Source organism: Micromonospora sp. NPDC049257 (assembly GCF_040678915.1).
Taxonomy (GTDB): domain Bacteria; phylum Actinomycetota; class Actinomycetes; order Mycobacteriales; family Micromonosporaceae; genus Micromonospora; species Micromonospora antibiotica.
Window position 1 is genome coordinate 40788 of sequence record NZ_JBFAQU010000034.1, and the last position, 20434, is coordinate 61221.

Here is a 20434-nt window from a genome sequence, read left to right on the forward strand (position 1 = left end):
CGCTTTCGTTACCCCGGTGTCCGCAACACTCCCGGGGACCCTACGGACCCACGGATCCGGAGGCGGTCGGGTGGTCCGCCCGGTGGGGTCCCAGGCCCGTCAGGCGCCGGAGGTGACCCGGTAGGCGTCGAAGACCCCGTCGACCTTGCGGACGGCGGCCAGCAGGTGCCCCAGGTGCTTCGGGTCGGCCATCTCGAAGCTGAACCGGCTCACCGCCACCCGGTCCCGGGTGGTGGTGACCGTCGCCGACAGGATGTTGACCCGCTCCTCGGAGAGCACCCGGGTGACGTCGGCCAGCAGCTTGTGCCGGTCGAGTGCCTCCACCTGGATGGCCACCAGGAACGTGGAGGCGGAGGTGAGCTTCCAGCTGACCTCGACCACCCGCTCGGCCTGGGCCCGCAGGTCCTCGGCGTTGGCGCAGTCGTCGCGGTGCACGCTGACCCCGCCGGAACGGGTGACGAACCCGAAGACCGAATCCGGGGGCACCGGCGTGCAGCACCGGGCCAGCTTGATCCAGACGTCGCTGACGCCCCGCACCACCACCCCGGGATCGCTGCTGTTCTGCCGGCTGTGCGGCGGACGGGTGGCGACGGCGGTCTCGGCGATGTCCTCCGCCGCGCCCTCCTCGCCGCCGTACGCGGCCATCAGCTTCTGCACCACCGACTGCGCCGACACCTGGCTGTCGCCGACCGCCGCGTAGAGCGACGCGACGTCGGCGAGGTGCAGGTCCCGGGCGATCGCCATCAACGCGTCGGAGGTGAGCATCCGCTGCAACGGCATGCCCTGCTTGCGCATCGCCTTGACGATCGAGTCCTTACCGGCCTCGATCGCCTCCTCACGCCGCTCCTTGTTGAAATACTGGCGGATCTTGGTACGCGCCCGGGGGCTCTTGACGAAGCTCAGCCAGTCCTGCGTCGGACCGGCCGTGTCGGACTTCGAGGTGAAGATCTCGATCACGTCGCCGTTGGACAGCGCCGACTCCAACGGCACCAGCTTGCCGTTGACCCGTGCCCCGATGCACTTGTGCCCGACCTCGGTGTGCACCGCGTACGCGAAGTCCACAGGCGTCGACCCGGTCGGCAGCGGGATGACGTCCCCCTTGGGGGTGAAGACGTACACCTCCTGGCTGGACAGGTCGAAGCGCAACGCGTCGAGGAACTCCGACGGGTCGGCGGCCTCCCGCTGCCAGTCCAGCAGCTGCCGCAGCCAGGTCATCTCGTCGATGTGCGCGGGCGGGCCGACGATCTGGGTGCCCTTGTGCTCCTTGTACTTCCAGTGCGCGGCGATACCGAACTCGGCGGTGCGGTGCATCGCGTAGGTGCGGATCTGCATCTCCACCGGCTTGCCGGTGGGCCCGATGACCGTCGTGTGCAACGACTGGTACATGTTGAACTTGGGCATCGCGATGTAGTCCTTGAACCGGCCCGGCACCGGCTGCCAGTTGGCGTGGATGACCCCCAACGCCGCGTAGCAGTCCCGCACCGTGTCGACCAGGATGCGCACCCCGACCAGGTCGTAGATGTCGTTGAAGTCCCGCCCCCGCACGATCATCTTCTGGTAGATCGAGTAGAGGTGCTTCGGCCGGCCGGTCGTCTCCGCCTTGATCTTCGCGGCCTTGAGGTCGGTGCCGACCTTCTGGGTGACCTGCTTGAGCAGCGACTCCCGCTGCGGCTGGTGCTCCCCGATCAGCCGGAGGATCTCCTCGTAGCGCTTGGGGAACAGGGTGCCGAAGGCCAGGTCCTCCAGCTCCCACTTGATCGTGTTCATACCGAGGCGGTGGGCCAGCGGAGCCAGGATCTCCAGCGTCTCCTTGGCCTTCTGCTCCCGCTTGGGCGCCGGCAGGAAGGACAGCGTCCGCATGTTGTGCAGCCGGTCGGCCAGCTTGATCACCAGGACCCGGGGGTCCTTCGCCATCGCCACGACCATCTTGCGGATCGTCTCCGCCTTGGCTGCGTCGCCCAGCTTGACCTTGTCCAGCTTCGTCACGCCGTCGACGAGCAGGGTGACCTCGGGACCGAAGTCGGTGCGCATCTGGTCGAGGGTGTACTCGGTGTCCTCGATCGTGTCGTGCAGCAGCGCCGCCACCAGCGTGGTGGTGTCCATTCCCAGGTTGCCCAGGATGGTCGCCACCGCCAGCGGGTGGGTGATGTACGGGTCACCGGACTTGCGGTACTGACCGGAGTGCCACCGCGCGGCGGTGTCGAAGGCACGCTGGAGCAGCCGGGCATCCGCCTTGGGGTGGTTTTCCCGGTGGCTGGCGATCAGCGGTTCGAGCACCTCGCTGACCTGGGAACTCTGCCAGGGGGCGTTGAACCGGGCCAGCCGCGCCCGCACCCGACGCCCGGTCGGCGCGTTGGACAACGCGAAACCGGCGCTCGGGGACGGGTCGTCGTCGAGCGCCGCCCCGGCTGCCATGCCGTCGAGCGTGGCACCGACGTCGTCGCCGACCCCCGCCGGGCCGACCGGTGGGTCGTTCTTCCGAGCGGTCACCGCGCCGTCAGCGTCGCCTGTCGGGTGCACCGTGCCCTCCACCGGAGGGACGACATCGTGGGACACCGGCCTCCTCACCGATCGCCGGGACCACGCCGGCCGTGCGGCCGACGCCTGTCTTCCAACCGGCCGTCGCGCCGGCATGTTCCCATCGGCCGCCGTCGGGGCCGATGGCGTTACCCGCCGGCCCCCGGCCGACGCCCTGCCCGCCGCCCGGACGGGTGATCGCCCGGTCAGCAATGGGCAATGCTACCCGCACGGTAGGTGCCGTGCCGCTCCGCCGGACGGTCCGTCCCAGGTCGGCGGGACGACCGGGCGTCACACGGTCAGCAGGGCATGGACCGGACGCCCGGCGAGCCGCTCCCGCCCACCCAGGAAACCCAACTCCAGCAGTACGGTGAACCCGGCCACCGTGCCACCGGCCCGCTCGACCAGATCGAGGGTCGCCTCGGCGGTGCCACCGGTGGCCAGCACGTCGTCGACCACCAGCACCCGGTGCCCGGCGGTGAAGGCGTCCTGGTGCACCTCGAGCGTCGCCTCGCCGTACTCCAGGGCATAGGAGGCCGAGTACGCCGGCCGGGGCAGCTTGCCCGCCTTGCGCACCGGCACCACCCCCATCCCGGTCGCGTACGCGATCGCGGCGGCGATCACGAAGCCCCGGGCCTCGATGCCGACCACGATGTCGAAGCTGTCCCGCCCGTGGTGGTCGATGATGCCGTCGATCACCTCGCGGAACACGTCGCCGTCGGCGAACAACGGCATCAGGTCCTTGAACAGGACACCGGGCTTGGGGAAGTCCGGCACGTCCAGCACCCGGCTGGCGACCAGCCGGGCGACCTGCGGGCCGCTGTCTCCCCGTACCGCGGTGCTGTGGGTCTCCGTCACGATGGTCGATTCTCCTTCGCTACGACGACGGCGTCCGCCATGCTGCTCGCACAGCATGGCGGACGCCGTCGACTCGACGTGTGGCGGGTCGCCCGTCGGTCAGCGCCGCTTCGCGCCACCGGGGCGGTTGCCCCCGCCGCCGCTGGGACGACCACCCCGGGCACCGGTCGCCCGCTTGGCCGCCGGCCGGGAACCGACCTTCGGCGCGCTGCCGGCCAGGGCCGCCGCCTCGGGGTCGATCGGCTCGTCGGCAGCGTCGTCGCCGGCCGCCTGCCGGGCCGCGCCACGCGGGACGACCTCGCCCCGGGCGATCGCGCCCCGCCGGGCCAGCACCCGCTTGGTGTGCGCCTCGATGCGCGGGTCATAGTTCTTGAGCAGCACCAGCAACGGGGTGGACAGCAGGATCGAGGTCAGGAACGCCATCGCCATACCGACGAAGAGCACCAGGCCCAGGTCCTTCAGGGTGCCCGCGCCGAGCAGGCCGGCACCGATGAAGAGCAGACCGCCGACCGGGAGCAGGGCGACCACCGAGGTGTTCAACGACCGCATCAGGCTCTGGTTGAGCGCCAGGTTGGCCGCCTCGCCGTAGGTCTGGTTGTTGTTGGCCGTGATGCCCCGGGTGTTCTCCTGGACCTTGTCGAAGACCACCACCACGTCGTAGAGCGCGAAGCCCAGAATGGTGAGGAACCCGATGATCGTCGACGGGGTCACCTCGAAGCCGACCAGCGAGTAGATGCCGGCGGTGAGGATCAGGTTCATGAACAGCGAGATGATCGCCGCGACCGCCATCCGCCACTCGAAGCGCAGCACCAGGTAGGCCGCCACCACCAGGACGAAGATGATCAGGCCGAGCAGCGCCCGGGAGGTCACCTGGCTGCCCCAGGCCTCGCTGACCTGGCTGCCGCTGATCTGGTCGGCGTTGATGCCGAACTCCTGCGCCATCTCGGCCTTGACCGCGTTGGCCTGGTCGGCGCTGAGCTGCGAGGTGCGCAGCTCGTAGTACTCGCCGCTGGTGCTGCCGACCTTCTGCGCGGTCACCACCTCGGCGCCGCCGCCCTCGGCCGCCAGCGCGTCGTTGACCTTGCCCTCGGCCTGGTCCAGGGTGCCGACGCTGGCCGGCACCTGGAACGAGTTGCCGCCGGCGAACTCGATGCCCAGGCTGAAGCCGCGCACCGCGAAGCTGAGCACGGCGATCAGCACCAGCACGCCGGCGACGGTGAACCACAACTTGCGCCGGCCGACGATGTTGAGACCGGCCTCGCCCCGGTAGAGCCGGGACGCCAGACCACTCTTAGCCATCTCAGGCCTCCTTGACGCGCGAGTTGCGGGCGGTGGCCGGGTCGGCCGAACGGGCTGGCAGGGCCCGACCGAGGCCGCTGACCCGGGGCGACAGGAACGCCGGGGTCCGGGCGAACATCGTCATGATCGGGTGCCGGAAGAGGAAGACGACCACCAGGTCGAGGACGGTCGCCAGGCCGAGGGCGAAGGCGAAGCCCTTCACCGTGCCGACCGAGACGATGTAGAGGACCACGGCGGACATCAGGGTGATCGCGTTGGCCGAGATGATCGTCCGGCGGGCCCGGATCCAGGCCCGGCCCACCGCGCTACGCGGGCTGCGCCCCTCCCGGATCTCGTCCTTGAGCCGCTCGAAGTAGATGACGAACGAGTCCGCCGCCACACCGAGCGAGACGATCATGCCGGCGATGCCGGCGAGGGTGAGAGTGAAGCCGATCGACCGGCCGAGCACCACCAGCGCGCCGAAGACCAGCAACGCGGAGAGCACCAGGCTCAGGAAGATGACCGAGCCGAGCAGCCGGTAGTAGAAGAACGAGTAGATGATGACCAGCAGCATGCCGATGCCGGCGGCCAGCAGACCGGCCCGCAGGTGGCTGTCGCCCAGCGTCGCGGTGACGTTCTGCTGCTCCTGCGGCACGAAGGTGACCGGCAGCGCGCCGTAGCGCAGCTGGCTGGCCAGCGCGTTGGCCGACGTGTTGTCGAAGCTGCCGGTGATCTGCGAGTCGCCGGTCAGCACGCCCTGGATCTCGGGCGAGGAGACGATCTCGTTGTCCAGCACCACGGCCACCCGGCACTTGCCGTCCTGGCCCAGGGCCGTCTGGTCGCAGCCGCCGCCGGTGTTGTTGAACGCCTCCCGGGTCAGCTCGGTCCACTTGGACTGGCCGTCGCCGGTGAAGTTCAGGCTGACCACCCAGGTGCTGGCCTGGTCGAGGACGGCGTTGGCGTCCTTGACGTCGGTGCCGAGCACCTTGGCCTGGTCGAGCAGGTACTTCGCCGCACCACCCTCACAGGCGACCGCCTGCTGCTTCTCGTCCTTGATCGACGCGGGGGGCCGTTTGTCGAGCTGGGCGCAGGTGATGGTCGGCACGTTGAACTGCATCTGCGGGCTCAGCACCGCGATCTCCTGCGGGGAGAGCGTGCCGAACGGCTTGAGCGTCTCCGCCAGGGCCGGGTTGGTGGCCAGGTCGGCCGGAGCCTGGAGCCCGCTCGCGGCGGCCCAGGCCGGTGCACCGACCTTCTTCTCGACGGCCTTGCGCTGCTCCTCGATGCTCTGCGACACCGGCGCCTCGGTGGCGCTGGGCGAGGCGGCCGGGGCGCTCGGCGAGGCCGACCCGGACGGGGAGGCGCTCGGGCTGGCGCTCGGCGCGGGGGCGCCACCACCCTGCCCACCGGCGCTCGGCGAACCGGTCACCTTCGGCGCCGCACTGCCGGAGGCCTTCGGCGACGCGCTGCCCGACGGAGCCGGGGAGGCGCTACCCGACGGGGCCGGCGACGCACTGCCGGACGGAGCCGGAGCGGCGACCGTACCGCTGCCGTCGGCGGCCTTGAGCACCTTGCGGAAGCGCAGCTCCGCGGCGCTGCCGACGTCGGTCAGCTCCCGGTTCTCACCGGGCAGGGAGATGACGATGTTCCGGTTGCCCTCGGTGACCACCTCGGCCTCGGCCACCCCGTAGGCGTTGACCCGGCTCTCGATGATCTGCCGGGCCTCCTCCAGGTTGGCCGACGTCGGGGGCTTGCCGTCGATGCTGTTGGTCGCCTCCAGCGTCAGCCGGGTGCCACCGATGAGGTCCAGGCCGAGCCGTGGCTCCAACCGGTCCTTCCAGCTACCGCTGGCGCCGCCCGAGAAGAACACCAAGGAATAGAGGACGACGAAGATGATCCCGAGCACGGCGAGCTGCCGCCCGGGGCGCATCTGTCCCTGAGGTGGTGCCACGGCTGTCTGTCTCCCTGTAACGGTCGCGCCGCCGGCGCAGCGGCGACGAGGTCGGAGCGGGGTTCCCGCCCCGACGTGCTCTGCGCGGACCGCTCCCGACCGTGCGGCACGGCGTACCACCGCCGACGTGGGGGCGTCGGACGGCGGGGCGCGCGTGCCGGCCCCGGGGACCGGCCCACCTATCCAGTTGTCCTGTCACGCCCACCCCGGCGGGGCGGGCGGACACTCACTCCTTGACGGCTTCCGCGTCCTCGATGACCGGCTCGTCGGCCTCCGGACGCTCCGCCCGGGTGACCACCCGGGCGATGGCCGGCCGGGCGTAACGGGACTGCACGCCGGGGGCCACCTCCAGCAGCACGGTGTCGTCCTCGACGCCCACGACCGTGCCGTAGAGCCCGCCGATGGTGACGACCTCGTCACCGGGGCCGAGCGCGGACTGCATGGCCTCGGCCTCGCGGCGGCGCTTCTGCTGCGGCCGGATCATCATGAAGTACATGACCCCGAAGAGCAGGGCGATCATGATGATCGGCGTCAGACTGCCGGCGCCTCCGCCGGACTGTGCTGCGTAAAGCACGGTGTGCGACCTTCCCATTGGCCCCCGTTCGGCGCGGTGCGCGCCGGAGCGGAGGCGGATATTCACATCCTGTACAGACCGCGGCGAGTCTAATCCCTGCACCTGGGAACGCCGAATGCGGCGCAGATCACGTTCAGATCACGGTGGATCGGGCGCGTTCGAGAACAGATCAGGCACAGCGGGGGCTTCCATGCCAAATGTACCATTTGGTGGTGTCCGGCCGAGGTGCCGCCAGGCCGCCTCGGTGGCCACCCGCCCCCGGGGCGTACGGGCCAGCAGTCCAGCGCGGACGAGGAACGGCTCGCAGACCTCCTCCACCGTGTCCGGCTGCTCCCCCACCGCCACCGCCAGGGTGGACAGGCCCACCGGCCCGCCCCGGAACGAGTCGACCAGCGCGGTCAGCACCGCCCGGTCCAGCCGGTCCAGCCCCAGGGCGTCCACGTCGTAGACGGTCAGGGCAGCGCGCGCGGTCTCCAGGGTGACCACCCCCTCGGCCCGGACCTCGGCGTAGTCGCGCACCCGGCGCAGCAGCCGGTTGGCGATCCGGGGCGTGCCCCGGGACCGGCCGGAGATCTCCACCGCCCCCTCCGGGGTGATCGGCACGCCCAGGATGCGCGCCGACCGGTGCAGCAACGCCTCCAGGTCGGCCGGGGAGTAGAAGTCGAGGTGCGCGACGAAACCGAACCGGTCCCGCATCGGACCGGTCAGCAGGCCGGACCGGGTGGTGGCACCGACCAGGGTGAACGGCTCCACGTCCAGCGGGATCGCGGTGGCCCCCGGCCCCTTGCCGACGATCACGTCGACCCGGAAGTCCTCCATCGCGCTGTAGAGCAGCTCCTCGGCCGGCTTGGCGATCCGGTGGATCTCGTCGATGAACAGCACGTCGCCCTCGGCGAGGCTGGTCAGGATGGCGGCCAGGTCGCCGGAGCGCTCGATCACCGGCCCGCTGGTCACCCGGATACCGGAACCCAGCTCGGCGGCCACGATATTGGCCAACGTCGTTTTCCCGAGGCCAGGAGGCCCCGACAGGAGGATGTGGTCGGGTGGGGCGCCGCGCCGCATCGCGCCCTGCAACAGCAGGTCGAGCTGGTCGCGGACCCGGTGCTGGGCGATGAACTCGTCGAGCCGCTTCGGCCGGACGCTGACCTCGGCGTCCCGCTCCGCGTCGTCGGCGTACGCCGAGACGAGGCCGTCGCCGGTCATGCCGGCCACCCCGACCCCGACCGCGCCACGGCGGTCACCGGGTCCGACCGAGCAGTCGGATGGCCTGCTTGAGCAGGACCGGCACCGGCGGGGTGGGGCCGTCGACGGTCTCCGCCACCGCAGCCACCGCCTGGTCGGCCTGCCCGGCCGTCCAGCCGAGCCCGACCAGCGCCTGGCGGACCTGGTCCGGCCAGGCCCCGGCGGTCACCCCGGCCGCGCCGTCGGGCCCCACCGGCACCGGGCCGATCCGGTCACGCAGCTCCAGGACCAGCCGCTCGGCGCCCTTCTTGCCGATCCCCGGGACCCGGGTCAGGGCGGCGGTGTCGGCGTTGGCGATGGCCTTGCGCACCGCGTCCGGGGTGTGCACGGCCAGCACCGCCTGGGCCAGCCGCGGGCCGACCCCGCTGGCCGTCTGGAGCAGCTCGAACAGCTGCTTGGCGTCGTCGTCGGCGAAGCCGTAGAGGGTGAGCGAGTCCTCCCGGACCACCAGGCTGGTGGCGAGCCGGGCCGGCTGGCCGACCCGCAGCTCGGCCAGGGTGCCGGGGGCGCACTGCACCGCCAGGCCGATCCCCCCGACCTCCACCACGGCATGGTCCGGACCGGTCGCGGTCACCGTGCCGCGCACGCTGGCGATCATCGTGCTCCTCCTCGTCGTACCCGGTCGGCGGCCTCGGCCAGCTTGGACCGGGTGCCGCCCCGCCACACGTGGCAGATGGCCAGGGCCAGGGCGTCCGCCGCGTCGGCCGGCTTGGGCGGCTCGGCCAGCCGCAGCAGCCGGGTGACCATGGCGGTCATCTGCTTCTTGTCGGCCTGACCGGACCCGGTCACCGCGGCCTTGACCTCGCTCGGCGTGTAGGTCTGCACCGGCAGCCCGGCCCGCGCCCCGGCCAGCACGGCGATCCCGCTGGCCTGGGCGGTGCCCATCACGGTGCGCACGTTGTGCTGGCTGAACACCCGCTCCACGGCGACCGCGTCGGGCCGGTGCTCGGCCACCAGGTCGGTCAACGACCGGTCCAGGTGCAGCAGGCGCAGCGACAGGTCGTCGGCGGGATCGGTGTAGACGACGTAGTAGGCGACCAGCGAGCAGGGGCGGCCCGGCACGCCCTCGACCACGCCGACCCCGCACCGGGTCAGCCCCGGGTCGACGCCCAGCACACGCACGCCGTCTCCTCCAGGCCCCTCGACAGTACGGGTGTTCGACACCCTACTGGTCCACCCCGACACGCCGGTGGGCGGACACGCCGCCCGCCGGTGGGGCTCAGCGGGTACGCAGGCCGTCGAGCACGCCGTCGACGACCCGTTCGGGGAGCAACCGGTCGTCCAGCTCCGGATGCCAGCGCAGCAGCCGCTGGACCAGCATCGGCCCGGTGAGCAGCGCCATGGCCACCTCGATGTCGAGATCGGCGCGCAGTTCGCCGGTGGCCACGCCCCGGCGGAGCACCTCCCGCATGATCTTGCGGCGGGGCTCGATGATGTTCTGGTAGAGCTGGAAGTGGTCCGGGCTGCGGTTCACCTCGGGCACCAGGCACGGCATGATCCGCTCGGCCCGGGGGTCGATGTTGTGCCCGACCGCACCGACCAGCAGCACCAGGTCGTCGCGCACGGAGTGCCCGGCCGGCTGGGGGACCACCCCCTTGAGCCGGCGCAGGGCGTCGAGCAGCAGGGCGTCCTTGCCGGGCCAGCGGCGGTAGATGGTGGCCTTGCCCACCCCGGCGCGGGCCGCGATCGCCTCGATCGACAGTGCCTCGAGGGTGCTGCCCTCGGCGAGCAGGTCCAGGGTGGCCTCGATGATGGCCTCGTCCGCGCGGACGCTCCGCGGTCGCCCGGGCGACCGCGGAGCATCGGCGGTGGGGTTCATGTCAGACATTGTTCCCGGCCCTATGTGGTTGCGGCCAGTTCCCGCTCCGCCACCGGCGTCGCGTCGGTGGCCGTGGCGGTGCGGCCCGGCATCCAGCGCAGCACGATGAGGATGCCGAGGGCGGCCACCACCGCGGAGATCGCCGCCGCCCAGTGCATGGCCGAGACGAACGCGTCGTTGGCCGCCGCGATCAGCTTCGGTGCCGCCGGGCCGACCTGCGCCGCCGCCGCGTACGCCCCGGAGACCGACTCGGTGGCCGCCTCCCGGGCGGGGGCGGGCAGGCTGTCGACGGTCGCGGCGATGTCCTGCCGGTAGACGGCGGACAGCACCGAGCCGAGGACCGCGACGCCCAGCGCGCCGGCGACCTGGCGGACGGTGTTGCTGACCGCCGAGCCGACGCCGGCCTTCTCCCGGGGCAGCGCCGACATGATCGACTCGGTGGCCGGGGGCATGATGTTCGCCATCCCGACGCCCTGGAGGAAGAAGGCCACCAGCACCACCCAGATCGGCGTGTCGACGTCGATGAAGGCGAAGGCTGCCAGCGCCACGGAGGTCAGCACCAGGCCGACCGTGGCGACCGCCCGGCCGCCGTACCGGCGCACCATCGCGGCGCTGCGCGGCGCGAAGACCAGCTGGGCCCCGGCGAACGGCAGGAAGAACAGGCCGGTCTCCAACGGGCTGTAGCCCCGGACCAGCTGCATGTAGAACGAGCTGAAGAACATCACGCCCATCGCGGCGAAGAAGACCAGGCCGACGATCGCCACCGGCGCGGCGAACCGGGGCACCCGGAACAGCCGGACGTCCAGCGACGGGTGGTCGCTGCGCCGCTCGTGCTCGACGAACCAGGCCAGCACCGCCACTCCGCCCAGGATGGCGGCCCAGACCGTGGGCCGGCCGAAGCCGTGCTCGCCGCCGTCGATGATGCCGTAGGTCAGCGCGACCAGTCCGACGACCGACAGCAGCACGCCGAGGATGTCGACCCGGCCGGGCCGGGGGTCGCGGGACTCGGGCACCAGCAGGGCGACCAGCAGCACGCCGAGTACCACCACCGGCACGTTGATCAGGAAGACCGAGCCCCACCAGAAGTGCTCCAGCAGCACGCCGCCGAGGATCGGGCCGATCGCCACCGCCAGGCCGACCGCGCCGGCCCAGACGCCGATCGCGCGGCCCCGTTCCCGGGGGTCGAACACGTTGGAGATGATCGACAGGGTGACCGGCATGATCGCCGCGCCACCGATGCCCATCAGGGCGCGGGCCGCGATCAGCTGGCCGGGGCTCTGCGCGTACGCCGACAGCAGGGACGACAGGCCGAACAGGACCAGGCCGATGAGCAGGAACCGGCGGCGGCCGGCCCGGTCCCCGAGCACCCCGAAGGTGAACAGCAGGCCGGCGAAGACGAGGGTGTAGGAGTTGATCGCCCATTCCAGCTCGCCCTGGCTGGCCCCGAGACCGTGCACCGGGTCGGCCAGGGTACGCAGCGCGACGTTGAGGATGGTGTTGTCGAGGACGACGACGAGCAGGCTGACCACCAGCACGCCGAGGATCGCCCATCGTCTCGGATGTCCGGTGTTCTCGTGCGGTTGCATACGCTCCGGTGCTCCCCCCGGTTCACCCGTACCGGCAATACGATACGGGGCAGACTCGTAACGACACTCACCTTACGAGGGGGATGTTTCGATACGGCACCGGTTCGTATCGGATGTGGTGCGGGTCACGCCACCCTGGACGGTCGAAGCGCGACTCAGGCCGGCACACCGCACGCGGCCAGGGCAGCGGAGAAGCTGGTCAACCGGGTCGCCGGGGGTGGCAGGGGCCCGATCCAGCCCGGCCCGGCGGCGTACACGCGTACCCCCGGGACATCGCGGCCGAAGCGGACCAGACGGTACGCGCGGCCGGTGACCGGCGTCTGCGACCAGACCACCACGACCCGCGGACGGGCCCGCAGCACGGCGGAACGCAGCGCCGCCCAGGGCAGGTCCGGCCCCAGGTGCAGGCAGCCCCGACCCTGCTCGCGCAGCGCGGCGGCCACCGCGTGCAGGCCCAGGCAGTGCGCCTCGTGCTCGGCACCGGCGAGCAGCACACCGTCGGCGCGCAACCGCCGGACGGGAGCACGGCGGTGCACGTCCAGCCCGATCCGGATGCCCTCGGACAGGGCGTGCTCGACGGCGATCTCGGCGGCGTCGCGCCCCCGCAGCCCGGCCAGCATCGGCACGCAGAGCCGTTCCCAGGCCGCCCCCACCCCGGCGTCGGCGGCGAACTCCAGCACCAGCGCGGCGACCAGGTTGGCGTCGAGGTCCTCGGCGGCTGCCGCGAGCCGCCTGCGGGTCGTCTCGACGGCCTCCACCGGCATCGGATCTGTCAACACCAGACGCACCCCCGGGTAGCTCACCATTACCAGGGGATTCGCCCGGACGGCACGGTCTGGATGCGCCGTCGGTGGATTATCTGCGGCGGCTCAGTCCGTCAACGCCGTCAACGCCAGGTCCACGTCCGCCTCGGTGGTGTAGAGGTGGAACGCGACCCGGACCTGCCCGGCGCGCACCGCCGCCCGGACCCCGGCCCGCGCCAGCCGCTGCCGCGCGTCGGGCACCTCCACCGCGACGATCGCGCTGCGCCCCGGTGGTCTACCCAGCCCGGCCAGGAAGCGGTTAGCCAACCCCACGTCGTACGCGCCGATCACCGCCGGGCCGAGCGCGGCGACCAGTTCCAGGGCCGGCGCGGTGCCCACCCAGCTGAACCAGGCCGGGGAGATGTCGAACCGGCGGGCGTCGTCGGCCAACCGCAGCGGCGGACCGTAGTAGGTGGAGTGCGGGTCCTTACCCGCATACCAGCCGGCGGCGTCCGGCCGCATCCGCTCCCGCAGCGCCGGAGCCAGATAGGCCAACGCCGAGCCGCGCGGCGACATCAGCCACTTGTACGTCCCCACCGCGACCGCGTCGGCCAGCGACCCGTCGAACGGCAGCCACCCGCACGCCTGGGTGGCGTCCACCACCACCAACGCGTCGTGCACGCGGGCGGCGGCCACGATCTCGGCGTACGGGGCGACGGCCCCGTCGGCGGACTGCACCAGACTGAACGCCACCAGGTCGGTGCCGGCGTCGATCGCGTCCCGCAGACCAGCCAACGGCACGGTACGCACCCGCACCCCGCGCTCCTGCTGCACCAGCCAGGGGAACAGGTTGGAGGTGAACTCGACCTCCGGGACGACCACGGTGGCACCGGCGGGCAGGGCGGCGGCGATCGGCGCGAGCAGTTGCGACACGGTGCTGGCCACCGCGACGTCCGCCACCGGCACCCCGATCAGCCCGGCGAAGGCCTCCCGGGACCGCCCGGTCGCCTCTCCCCACCCCTCCCACGAGGTACGCCCCACCCGCCAGTCGGCCAGCGCGCCCTGCACCGCCGTCCAGACCGGCTCGGGTGGGAGCCCGTAGCTGGCGGTGTTCAACCAGCCCGGCTCCGGCTGCCACAGCTCGCGTGCCTGTTCCAGCTCCATGCCACCGACGCTAGCCACTCCCCCCGCCCGCGCGTCAGCGCCAATCCGGGCCGGGTGGCCCGGACCGGGCCCTGGTCCTGGTCCTGGTCCGCCCTGGCCCTGGGTCGGGCCCTGCTCCTGGCCGTGGTCCTGGGTCGGGCGCTGGTCCTGGCCGTGGTCCTGGGTCGGGCGCTGGTCCTGGCCGTGGTCCTGGGTCGGGCGGGACGGCAGTGGCGGGAGCCTCGGCAGGCCACAGTGCTGGTCCGGGCTTGACAGGGTGCCCTAGGTTGAAGATCAACATTGTGACCAACCCGGAAGGGTGATCCTCCATGCCGGTCGGCTTCACGTTCGCCGTCATTCTCGCCATCGGGCTGGCGATCGCCGGTGCGGTGCTGCTCATCGCCCGCAACCCGGGCGTCAAGCGCATCGCCGCGCTGGTCGCGCTCGGCTGCCTGGCCGGAACAGTGCTCTTCGGCGTGGGAGCGAGCGCGCACTCCGTGCCGATCCGCTCGGTCGGCATCGTCACCAGCTTCAACAAGCCGACCGGCGAGGTCACCGGCTCCGGTCTGAAGTGGGTCGCCCCCTGGCAGAAGGTCGGCGAGTGGGACGCCGGCCGGCAGAAGTACGACCACATCGGCGGCGACCAGTGTGTCCGGGTCCGCACCGGCACCCTCGCCGACGCCTGCGTGGAAGTGCTGATCGAGTGGCAGGTCAAGCCCGAGAACGCGCCGAAGCAGTTCATGGACTACAAGGGCGACTTCGAGAGCTTCCGGGGCCAGCGGGTGGGGGTGCAGCTGGACAGCGCGGTCAACGACGCCTTCGCCACCTACAACCCGCTGGAGAAGATCGACGCCCGGACGGGCAACCTGAACGTCGACCTGAAGCCGTTCGCCGAGGGCATCCGGGGCAACGCCGAGGGCCGGCTCTCCGGCGACGTCGACATCCTGTCCGTCACCATCACCCGGGTCAACCACGACGACAAGACCGAGGGCAACATCAAGGCCTTCCAGGACAAGCTCGCCCAGACCCGCAACCTCGAACAGGACCGCAAGAACGCCGAGATCCAGAAACAGATCACCGAGACCAACGCCAAGGTCGACAAGGTGTCCCGCTGCCTGGAGATCGCCGAGAAGAACGGCTCCACCCCCGGGCTGTGCATCAACCCGGGCATCGTCACCGGCGGCAAGTGACGACCGGCCGGTCTGTGCGACGAGCGCCGCGCTGTCGTGCGGGGACGACGCGCTGGCCGCTCGATCCTTGTTGTAGTGGCATCCGCGCAGGGGGAAACCACCGGAACAAGGATCGAGCACGATCTTGCCGCCGACCGACGTGGAGCTGACCTGCCAGCGGGTCAGCTGACGTTGGCGGGGCCGAGGACGCTCTTGAGGTCGCCCATCAGCGCGGTGGTGGCGGCCACCCGGAACGGTCCGAGCCGCAGGGTGGTCACCTTGCCGCCGTTGAGCAGCTTGACGTGCACCTCGGTGTCGCCCGGGTGCAGCACCAGGGTCTCCTTGAGCCGTTCCACCAGCGGTGGCGTGCAGCGGTGCACCGGGATGGTCAGCGTCACCGGTTTACTGCCGGGGGTGCTGCTGACGTCCGGCATGGACATGTCCATCGCCATGATCCGGGGGGTGTCGTCACGCCGGTCCACCCGGCCCTTGACCACCACGATCGCGTCCTCGGCGATGTACTGGCCGATCACCTCGTAGGTGTTCGGGAAGAACAGCGTCTCCACCCCGCCGGCCAGGTCCTCCAGGGCCGCCGACGCCCAGGCCCGCCCCTGCTTGGTGACCCGGCGCTGCACGCCGGAGAGGATGCCCGCCAGGGTGACCACCGCCCCGTCCGGGACGGTGCCCTCCTCCGACAGCGCGGCGATGGTGGTGTCGGCCGCCGCGCCGAGGACGTGTTCCAGCCCGAACAGCGGATGGTCGGAGACGTAGAGGCCGAGCATCTCGCGTTCGAAGGCGAGCTTGTCCCGTTTGTCCCACTCCGCGTCGCTGATGGTCGGCATCACGGTGGTGCTGCCGGTGTCGGCGTCACCGAAGCCCGCCCCGAACAGGTCGTACTGGCCGACGGCCTCCTTGCGCTTGACGTCGGCGAAGGCGTCGATGGCGTCGGCGTGCACGGCGAGCAGGCCCTTGCGGGTGTGCCCCAGCGAGTCGAACGCACCCGCCTTGATCAGTGATTCGATGGTCTTCTTGTTGCAGACCACCGCGTCGACCTTGGACAGGAAGTCGTAGAAGTCGGCGTACTCGCCCTTCTCCTCGCGGCATCGCATGATCGCCGCGACCACGTTCGCCCCGACGTTGCGGACTGCGGCCAGGCCGAAGCGGATGTCCTTGCCGACCGGGGTGAACGGGCCGGCCGAGGTGTTCACGTCCGGCGGCAGCACCTGGATGCGCATCCGGCGGCACTCCGACAGGTAGAGCGCCATCTTGTCCTTGTCGTCACCGACTGAGGTCAGCAGCGCCGCCATGTACTCGGCCGGGTAGTGCGCCTTGAGGTACGCCGTCCAGTACGACACCAGGCCGTACGCCGCGGAGTGCGCCTTGTTGAAGGCGTACCCGGCGAACGGCACCAGGACGTCCCAGACCGCCTGGATGGCCTGGTCGGAGTAGCCGCGTTCGCGGCAGCCGTCCCGGAACGGGATGAACTCCTTGTCGAGGATCTCCTTCTTTTTCTTGCCCATCGCCCGGCGCAGCAGGTCCGCCTGGCCGAGGGTGTAGCCGGCGAGGATCTGCGCGGCGCGCTGCACCTGCTCCTGGTAGACGATCAGGCCGTGGGTGGGCGCCAGGATCTCCCGCAGCGGCTCCTCCAGCTCCGGGTGGATCGGGGTGATCTCCTGGAGGCCGTTCTTGCGCAGCGCGTAGTTGGTGTGCGAGTCGACACCCATCGGGCCCGGCCGGTAGAGCGCCAGCACGGCGGAGATGTCCTCGAAGTTGTCCGGCTTCATCAGCCGCAGCAGCGAACGCATCGGCCCGCCGTCGAGCTGGAACACGCCCAGGGTGTCGCCCCGGGCGAGCAGCTCGTAGGCGGGCTTGTCGTCCAGCTCAAGGCCCAGCAGGTCGAGTTCCCGACCGTGGTTGAGCTGGATGTTCTTGACCGCGTCGTCGATGATCGTCAGGTTGCGCAGGCCGAGGAAGTCCATCTTCAACAACCCGAGCGACTCGCAGGTCGGGTAGTCGAACTGGGTGATGATCGCCCCGTCGGCGTCCCGGCGGGTCAGCGGGATGTGCTCGATGATCGGCTCGGCCGACATGATCACCCCGGCGGCGTGCACCCCGGTCTGCCGGATCAGCCCCTCGATGCCCTTGGCGGTGTCGATCACCTTGCGGACGTCCGGGTCGGACTCGTAGAGGCCCCGGATCTCGCCGGCCTCGGCGTACCGGGGGTGCTTGGGGTCGAAGATGCCGGTGAGCGGGATGTCCTTGCCCATCACCGCCGGGGGCATCGCCTTGGTGATCCGGTCGCCGACCGCGTAGGGGAAGCCGAGGACCCGGGCCGAGTCCTTGATCGCGGCCTTCGCTTTGATCGTGCCGAAGGTGGCGATCTGCGCGACCTTGTCCTCGCCCCACTTGTCGGTGACGTACTTGATCACCTCGCCGCGCCGACGCTCGTCGAAGTCGATGTCGACGTCCGGCATCGAGACCCGCTCGGGGTTGAGGAACCGCTCGAAGATCAGGCCGTGCGGGATCGGGTCCAGGTCGGTGATGCCCAACGCGTACGCGACCAGCGAACCGGCTGCCGAGCCACGCCCCGGGCCGACCGCGATGCCCTGGTTCTTGGCCCACTGGATGAAGTCGGCGACCACCAGGAAGTACGACGGGAAGCCCATCTGGTTGATGACGCCCAGCTCGTACTCGGCCTGCACCACGTGGCCCTCGGGGATGCCCCCGGGGTAGCGGCGGGCCAACCCCTTGAACGTCTCCTTGCGGAACCAGGACTCCTCGGTCTCCCCCTCGGGCACCGGGAAGCGTGGCATCAGGTTGTGGAACTCGAACATCCCGCTCGGGTCGACCTTCTCGGCGACCAGCAGGGTGTTGCGGCAGCCCTGCTGCCAGAACTCCGAGGAGTCGACCGCGCGCATCTGGTCGGCGGACTTGACGAAGTAGCCGCCGCCCTCGAACCGGAACCGGTTGGGGTCGGCGACGTTGCTGCCGGTCTGCACGCAGAGCAGCACGTCGTGCGCCTCGGCCTGCGCCTCGTGGGTGTAGTGCGAGTCGTTGGTGACCACCGGCGGGATGTCCAGCTTGCGGGCGATGGTGATCAGATCCTCACGGACCCGCTGCTCGATGGAGAGCCCGTGGTCCATGATCTCCAGGAAGTAGTTCTCCTTGCCGAAGATGTCCTGGTAGGCGGCGGCGACCTTGAGCGCCTCGTCGAACTGGCCGAGCCGCAGCCGGGTCTGCACCGCGCCGGACGGGCAGCCGGTGGTCGCCATGATCCCCTCGGCGTGCTCGGCGATCAGCTCCATGTCCATCCGGGGCCACTTGACGTAGTGGCCCTCCATGGAGGCCCGGGAGTTGAGGGTGAACAGGTTCTTCAGGCCCTGCGCGTTGCGCGCCCACATGGTCTTGTGGGTGATCGCGCCGTTACCGGAGATGTCGTCGCTCTTCTGCTCCGGCCGGCCCCACTTGACCCGCGCCTTGTGATAGCGCGACTCCGGCGCCACGTACGCCTCGACGCCCAGGATGGGGGTGATCCCGGCCGCCATGGCCTGCTTGTAGAAGTCGTTCGCGCCGTGCATGTTGCCGTGGTCGGTGATCGCCACCGCCGGCATCCCCAGCCGGTTGGCCTCGGCGAAGAGGTCCTTCAACCGGGCCGCCCCGTCGAGCATCGAGTACTCGGTGTGCACGTGCAGATGCGCGAACGAATCGCCCATGCGTGGAATCCCCCCGGATCGGATCATGGGTCACGAGATCAGGCCGGTCCACGATAGCGCCGCCCGGGGAAGCCACTGAACCCGCCGCGCGGAGACCTCCGCGCGGAGGTCGTGCGGTCCCGCACGCCGTACACCGACAGTCACCGCGCGGCCCCGCAAAGCCCGACGCCGACGCGGACAGGGCTGCCCCCGCCCGGTCGGGCGGGGGCACCCCCACGACGCCCACCGGCGTCACCTGCGGATCAGACGACGGTGACGGAGACCTGACGGTTGTTCCCGGGGGTGGCGGTCAGTTGCACGGTCACCCCGCCGTAGGTGACGGTGTGGCCGATCGCGGTGAGGGTGGCGTTGACCAGCGCCTTCTCGTCCGTGCCACAACTGGTGACATCCGAGCCCGGGGTGCGGTCGACCACCTCGACCGGGAAGGGCCCGCCGATGGGGGGAACGCTCCCGCCGGGCGAGGCACCCCCGCTGAACACCGAGGTGGTCACCCGGTAGACCAGCACTCCGGGCTGGAAGCAACCCGACGACACGTCGAGCGCGCTGATCTGCCGGTTCTCCACCACCACGGCGGTGTTCCCGCCGGTGTGGACGACCACCGCCTTGGTGCCACCGGTCGTACCCAGGGGGGTCAGGACCGCCGACGCGCTCCCCGTCGTGGTCCGGCAGTCGATCTGGGAGTCGGTGAGCCAGCCCGCCTTCCACTTGTGCCAGGCGAACAGGTCGGGAGCCCGGGCGGAGATGAGGCCCATCAGGTCCCAGCCGCCCACCGCCCGGTGGATGCTGTCGGCCGAGTTGTACGAGTAGAGGTCCGGCAGCCCGAAGAGGTGCCCGGTCTCGTGGTTGAGGATCTTGTAGCCCCAGTAGTCGACGTCCTGACCGAAGGTGACGGCATGGCGCAGTTCGACCCCGTCGGCGGTCACTCCGTCACCGGGGGCCGCGACCCAGGCCGGCGATATGTCGAAGGTCGTCGCGGACTTCGGCGGCACCACGTAGACGATCTGGTAGAGGCTGAAGTCGATCGCGGAGTCCGCGGCGGCCACCGCGGCGGCCAGGTACGACCGCTGGATGGAGAAGTTCGATTTGTAGCCGGCGAAGCTGCCGTGGGTCTGCGGGATGTGCCGCCACGTGGTGTCGAAGGTCAACTGGAGGTTCAGCGCACCGTACGAGGACTGGGTGAACACGTTCGGGGCGGCGCCGAACATGCTGGTCCGGCCGGCCCGCTCCCCGCTGACCGGGGCCGCGTTGATGAAGTCCACGAACAGCACGATGCCCCGGACGGTGCCGGTCGGCGGCAGCCAGGTGGTGTAGTTGGTCGGCCCCTCGTGCTGCCACCCGGTCACCGGCGTGGGCAACTGGCAGGGGCTGACCAGTGTCGACCGGGCGGGCCCCGCCGCCGCCCCCGCTGACGGCGGCCCTTCGGCCGGTGGCGCTGCCGTCGCCGGCACCGCCGGGGCGAGCAGCACGCCGGCCACCAGCACCGCGAGGGCCGCCCTGGCTCTAACACTCAGCGACACCCACCTCCTCCTACCGGACTTCTTGTCGTTCGCTGGTTCGCTCATGGAGCCGATCCTGCCAAGGTGCTCAGCCGGCTCGCATCGGCAGAAACCACCTAGTCCCCTGCGCCGGAGATCCACTCCCGACGACACCGCAGCACGGGGCCGCCGAGTTCGGTCACGATCGACTACGGGTGGCTCCCCGGACCCGATGGTCCCCCGCTGGTCGTCGACGACGGTCCCGGGCCGGAGACTGGGCGCGGGGTTGGCCGTCACCGGGCTGGGACGCCCAACGCCGGGTGCAGCCGGGGGCTGGGGGGTGGTGATCAAGAGGTTTGGGGCAGG

The 20434-nt window shown here is 71.0% G+C and carries 16 protein-coding genes; 2 read left to right on the forward strand and 14 right to left on the reverse strand.

Going from position 1 to position 20434, the window contains the following annotated elements; translation table 11 throughout:
• Positions 1-99 precede the first annotated feature (99 nt).
• The 12 genes from AB0K25_RS29260 to AB0K25_RS29315 all read right to left on the reverse strand — a co-directional run bounded on the left by AB0K25_RS29260 (position 100) and on the right by AB0K25_RS29315 (position 13732).
• Positions 100-2532: a bifunctional (p)ppGpp synthetase/guanosine-3',5'-bis(diphosphate) 3'-pyrophosphohydrolase gene (locus AB0K25_RS29260; RefSeq protein WP_219470869.1), complete on the reverse strand. Its 2433-nt coding sequence runs from the start codon at positions 2530-2532 to the stop codon at positions 100-102.
• Positions 2533-2808: 276 nt separating this feature from the next.
• Positions 2809-3375: an adenine phosphoribosyltransferase gene (locus AB0K25_RS29265; RefSeq protein WP_208569459.1), complete on the reverse strand. Its 567-nt coding sequence runs from the start codon at positions 3373-3375 to the stop codon at positions 2809-2811.
• 99 nt (positions 3376-3474) lie between these two features.
• Positions 3475-4674 (reverse strand): protein translocase subunit SecF, encoded by a 1200-nt coding sequence (secF, locus tag AB0K25_RS29270; protein ID WP_219469630.1) that lies wholly within the window; start codon positions 4672-4674, stop codon positions 3475-3477.
• A gap of 1 nt (position 4675) precedes the next feature.
• Positions 4676-6604, reverse strand: a complete 1929-nt coding sequence (secD, locus tag AB0K25_RS29275; RefSeq protein ID WP_219469627.1) for a protein translocase subunit SecD — start codon at positions 6602-6604, stop codon at positions 4676-4678.
• A 226-nt stretch (positions 6605-6830) separates the two neighbouring features.
• The gene (gene yajC / locus AB0K25_RS29280; protein ID WP_208569456.1) at positions 6831-7178 is read right to left on the reverse strand and encodes a preprotein translocase subunit YajC; all 348 of its coding nucleotides are present in this window, start codon (positions 7176-7178) and stop codon (positions 6831-6833) included.
• Between the two features lie 138 nt (positions 7179-7316).
• Complete coding sequence (ruvB, locus tag AB0K25_RS29285) at positions 7317-8381, reverse strand: Holliday junction branch migration DNA helicase RuvB (protein WP_219469625.1); 1065 nt, start codon at positions 8379-8381, stop codon at positions 7317-7319.
• Positions 8382-8415: 34 nt separating this feature from the next.
• Entirely contained in the window at positions 8416-9018 is a 603-nt protein-coding gene (gene ruvA / locus AB0K25_RS29290) for a Holliday junction branch migration protein RuvA (RefSeq protein ID WP_208569454.1), read from the reverse strand.
• Positions 9015-9542 carry a crossover junction endodeoxyribonuclease RuvC gene (gene ruvC / locus AB0K25_RS29295; RefSeq protein WP_218108214.1) on the reverse strand — a complete coding sequence of 176 codons (528 nt, stop codon included), beginning with the start codon at positions 9540-9542 and terminating at the stop codon, positions 9015-9017. Before ruvC ends, ruvA begins: the two co-directional genes overlap by 4 nt.
• Positions 9543-9639: 97 nt before the next feature.
• Positions 9640-10248 carry a TetR/AcrR family transcriptional regulator gene (locus AB0K25_RS29300; RefSeq protein WP_219469622.1) on the reverse strand — a complete coding sequence of 203 codons (609 nt, stop codon included), beginning with the start codon at positions 10246-10248 and terminating at the stop codon, positions 9640-9642.
• A gap of 11 nt (positions 10249-10259) precedes the next feature.
• Positions 10260-11825 (reverse strand): MFS transporter, encoded by a 1566-nt coding sequence (locus AB0K25_RS29305; RefSeq protein ID WP_363823764.1) that lies wholly within the window; start codon positions 11823-11825, stop codon positions 10260-10262.
• Between the two features lie 155 nt (positions 11826-11980).
• Entirely contained in the window at positions 11981-12604 is a 624-nt protein-coding gene (locus tag AB0K25_RS29310; RefSeq protein WP_308291082.1) for a transcriptional regulator, read from the reverse strand.
• A 90-nt stretch (positions 12605-12694) separates the two neighbouring features.
• Positions 12695-13732 carry an aminotransferase class V-fold PLP-dependent enzyme gene (locus AB0K25_RS29315; RefSeq protein WP_219469616.1) on the reverse strand — a complete coding sequence of 346 codons (1038 nt, stop codon included), beginning with the start codon at positions 13730-13732 and terminating at the stop codon, positions 12695-12697.
• 54 nt (positions 13733-13786) lie between these two features.
• Between AB0K25_RS29315 and AB0K25_RS29320 the strand changes: the two genes are divergently transcribed.
• Both AB0K25_RS29320 and AB0K25_RS29325 read left to right on the forward strand, forming a co-directional pair.
• On the forward strand, positions 13787-13984 hold the full coding sequence (locus tag AB0K25_RS29320; protein ID WP_219469614.1) for a hypothetical protein: 198 nt from the start codon (positions 13787-13789) through the stop codon (positions 13982-13984).
• A 56-nt stretch (positions 13985-14040) separates the two neighbouring features.
• Positions 14041-14901, forward strand: coding sequence for an SPFH domain-containing protein (locus tag AB0K25_RS29325; protein WP_219469612.1), 861 nt, complete (start codon positions 14041-14043; stop codon positions 14899-14901).
• A gap of 161 nt (positions 14902-15062) precedes the next feature.
• On the opposite strand, the gene dnaE is transcribed toward AB0K25_RS29325, so the two are convergent.
• Together dnaE and AB0K25_RS29335 are read right to left on the reverse strand one after the other, a co-directional pair.
• The gene (gene dnaE / locus AB0K25_RS29330) at positions 15063-18593 is read right to left on the reverse strand and encodes a DNA polymerase III subunit alpha (RefSeq protein WP_363823766.1); all 3531 of its coding nucleotides are present in this window, start codon (positions 18591-18593) and stop codon (positions 15063-15065) included.
• Between the two features lie 242 nt (positions 18594-18835).
• Entirely contained in the window at positions 18836-20155 is a 1320-nt protein-coding gene (locus tag AB0K25_RS29335) for a hypothetical protein (protein ID WP_363823767.1), read from the reverse strand.
• Positions 20156-20434: the final 279 nt, after the last annotated feature.